5 protein-coding genes are annotated in these 2,432 nt (G+C 55.4%); 1 reads left to right on the top strand and 4 read right to left on the bottom strand.

Going from position 1 to position 2,432, the window contains the following annotated elements; translation table 11 throughout:
- A partial coding sequence (locus tag AC1DX0_RS34635) for a hypothetical protein (RefSeq protein WP_477358880.1) occupies positions 1-254 on the bottom strand: 254 nt, incomplete at its 3' end.
- A gap of 413 nt (positions 255-667) precedes the next feature.
- Between AC1DX0_RS34635 and AC1DX0_RS34640 the strand changes: the two genes are divergently transcribed.
- A complete protein-coding gene (locus AC1DX0_RS34640) occupies positions 668-829 on the top strand; it encodes a hypothetical protein (RefSeq protein ID WP_477219485.1) in 162 nt (53 codons plus the stop codon).
- A gap of 285 nt (positions 830-1,114) precedes the next feature.
- Here the strand turns inward: AC1DX0_RS34640 and AC1DX0_RS34645 are convergent, their stop codons facing one another.
- From AC1DX0_RS34645 to AC1DX0_RS34655, 3 genes are all read right to left on the bottom strand, one after another.
- A complete protein-coding gene (locus AC1DX0_RS34645) occupies positions 1,115-1,279 on the bottom strand; it encodes a hypothetical protein (RefSeq protein WP_477358883.1) in 165 nt (54 codons plus the stop codon).
- A 57-nt stretch (positions 1,280-1,336) separates the two neighbouring features.
- Positions 1,337-1,684, bottom strand: coding sequence for an ArsR/SmtB family transcription factor (locus tag AC1DX0_RS34650; RefSeq protein WP_477219483.1), 348 nt, complete (start codon positions 1,682-1,684; stop codon positions 1,337-1,339).
- 142 nt (positions 1,685-1,826) lie between these two features.
- Positions 1,827-2,069: a hypothetical protein gene (locus AC1DX0_RS34655; protein ID WP_477219482.1), complete on the bottom strand. Its 243-nt coding sequence runs from the start codon at positions 2,067-2,069 to the stop codon at positions 1,827-1,829.
- Between the last annotated feature and the right edge of the window lie 363 nt (positions 2,070-2,432).

Consider the following 2,432-nt stretch of genomic DNA (forward strand, 5'->3'; position numbering starts at 1 on the left):
GCCCATGCCTCGTCATCTATAGGCTTGAGACTATCCGCCAGGATCATTCTGTCGCGCTGAGGATCCACATTCATAAAGGACCGCACGCCGTAAATCTCGCGCCCTTTGGTGGTCCTAACCCGCCCCATAACTAGCGACGGTAATGGCTGGTCTTTGTGAGTGATCCATTCGCCGAGTTTGAAGCGCCAGCTTACCGGTAGGCTAGGACCGAGCGGTTCCTCTGTCTGGCCGCAAGAGGGAACAAATTCCGTCATTTCAGTTCTCCAGATTTGGCCTCTCCAGGCCCATGCCGGAAGACCCGGCTGCCGGGGGAGAGAGGCGACTGGAGATCGCTGGCAAGCTTTTAGGCGCTTCGCCTTGGACATGGCTTGCCACCCCGGCCAAGAGGATTCTTGGTCCGCTGCTGCTTCGACCTTTTTGCAGGTAACCCCTTACCCTTGCCCAAAAGCATGGCCGAGAATCGGGAGTAACGCAAGGGCATCAATAAATTTTATTCTTGCGTGTCGTGCGTTAAGGCGCTTTCGCATAATATAGTGCAAGGCGTTTTCGCCTATCAAGTCAAGGTCAGTTATGCGAAAGCGCCTATTTGTTACTTTCAAGAATCCATATGGACTCCACAGTTATTTTATGGAATCCATATGTATCTGAACGATGCAGGGATACGTCCGTGAAACACGACCGCACATTCGATGAACTCACCCAGGCTTTAGCGCCCCGCACGGATTGGCGCGACACAGTCGGCGCGTTTGCTGTCGATCTGGCGGGCAAGTTGGCTACGGGCCTGGCGATCGGAATTGGGATTGCTGTCGGACGCGCGCTGGCGGGCTGAGACGGGTCGACCACATGACGCAACGTAAAGACTCAGCTATGTCTGAGGTGCGGCGGACCTGAAAAAGGGCCGTCCGGCCGGCGCCATTCGGGCAACCTCCCAGCGAGGGCGCCGGCCATCTCCAGCCTTAACGCTTATTCAATGCGCCTAATTTAGTATCCTGCGAATGCGCTTCTCGCTTTTTCTTTTTGGCTGGGCTGCATTTTGCTGTTGGGATTTTGCGACCAACGAGGGCCGATTCATCATTGGCCTTGGTGCGCGGGTTGCTAGGCTGATCCACCTCTTCTAGCGTTTCTTCGGCTTCGGCGTGATCKYYTCGATCCGCACCTTGTCGCCGATCTCCTTGGCCATACCGAACGCCTTCTGCTTGTCCTTCGTGGTCAAGACCGTACGCCAGCTGGGCTTCTCCAACACGCTCACGACGTAGGTGGTGGCTGGCTTGTCGGTCATGCCATTTCCCTCGGAATGACGATCCACGGCAAGGTTTCGAGTTGCATTTGAACCAGCCTAGTTTGAGCGCTGCCTTACTGTAATCAAATGCGCCCGCTTTTCGGGAGTGCCTTCGCCATACACCTTATCCAATATGGACAGCAGTTCGCGCGCCGCCTTCGAGTTGCAGGAATAATAGATCATTTGGCTATCCCGCCGGGTCTCGACCAGACCGAGCCGGCGCAGCTTGGCTAGGTGCTGCGACACGGACGATTGGCTTATCATCAGTTTTTCTATGATGGCGTTGACATGCATTTCGCCGGCATTGGCCAAATGGGTCATGATCAATAGTCGCGGAGGACTTGCTAGCCCTGCCAGAAACTTGGCCGCATGCTCGGCGTTGGCTACCAGCTTTTTCGAGACCATCGAACCCCCGCGAGAAGATACAATTGTATAAGATCGCGGGCTAAACAAGCGAATGCTAAAAATGGTTCCGTGCGGCGATCGCTAACAAACCCGCTACGGTTTGCCTGCCATAAGGCGGGCTTCCCGCACCACCGATGACCAGCTAGCCAGCCGTAGGCGGTCTAACCGGTCCGGTAGTGTTCCACTGGATGAACGGGACTTCGTCCCCGGTCACTTCCCGCACGGCTTTCAACAGCACCTCATGCAGGACGCGCGTCTGCCTGTAGTGGTCGCAGAACGGCGATATGAACGGCTTCACGATGCTGAGGTGTAGCGCTTCCGCTGCCACCAGAAAGCGCTCGATTTCAGCCTGCGATAACTGCTTTGAAGGTTTCGATCTTGCCATTGCGATCTCCATCGAAATCGCCCCACCCAAGGAATATAATCCTACGATTACAGACGCCCTGTAAAGCGACACCGAGCTTGTCCACAGAAGAACGAAARGAGAACAAAAACCTTGTGGGAAAAGCCAGCCACAGCGGGCGCTGAATTCGGATTGCCTGTACATTACAGGCACTGGCTGAAGTTTGCGGCGTCTCTGACAAAGACAAGTGCCGCAAACTCCGCGTGCCAGTATGTATGGCGCTACGCCCGCGCGCCGGAGGCGGTTACCGCCGTCTCCGGTTCGGGTGGAACCAAAATGGTGCAAAGTGGCATTCTTCGCAACTCGCAAATTCAACCGTTACGCTAGTTGTCCACCGTCTATTGA

This window comes from Mesorhizobium sp. P3_A9, from assembly GCF_056402975.1.

Bases quoted from the DNA above. Each gene is read 5' to 3' on its own strand.
- AC1DX0_RS34655 (WP_477219482.1), bottom strand. From the start codon at position 2,069: ATGGCAAGATCGAAACCTTCAAAGCAGTTATCGCAGGCTGAAATCGAG.
- AC1DX0_RS34650 (WP_477219483.1), bottom strand. From the start codon at position 1,684: ATGGTCTCGAAAAAGCTGGTAGCCAACGCCGAGCATGCGGCCAAGTTT.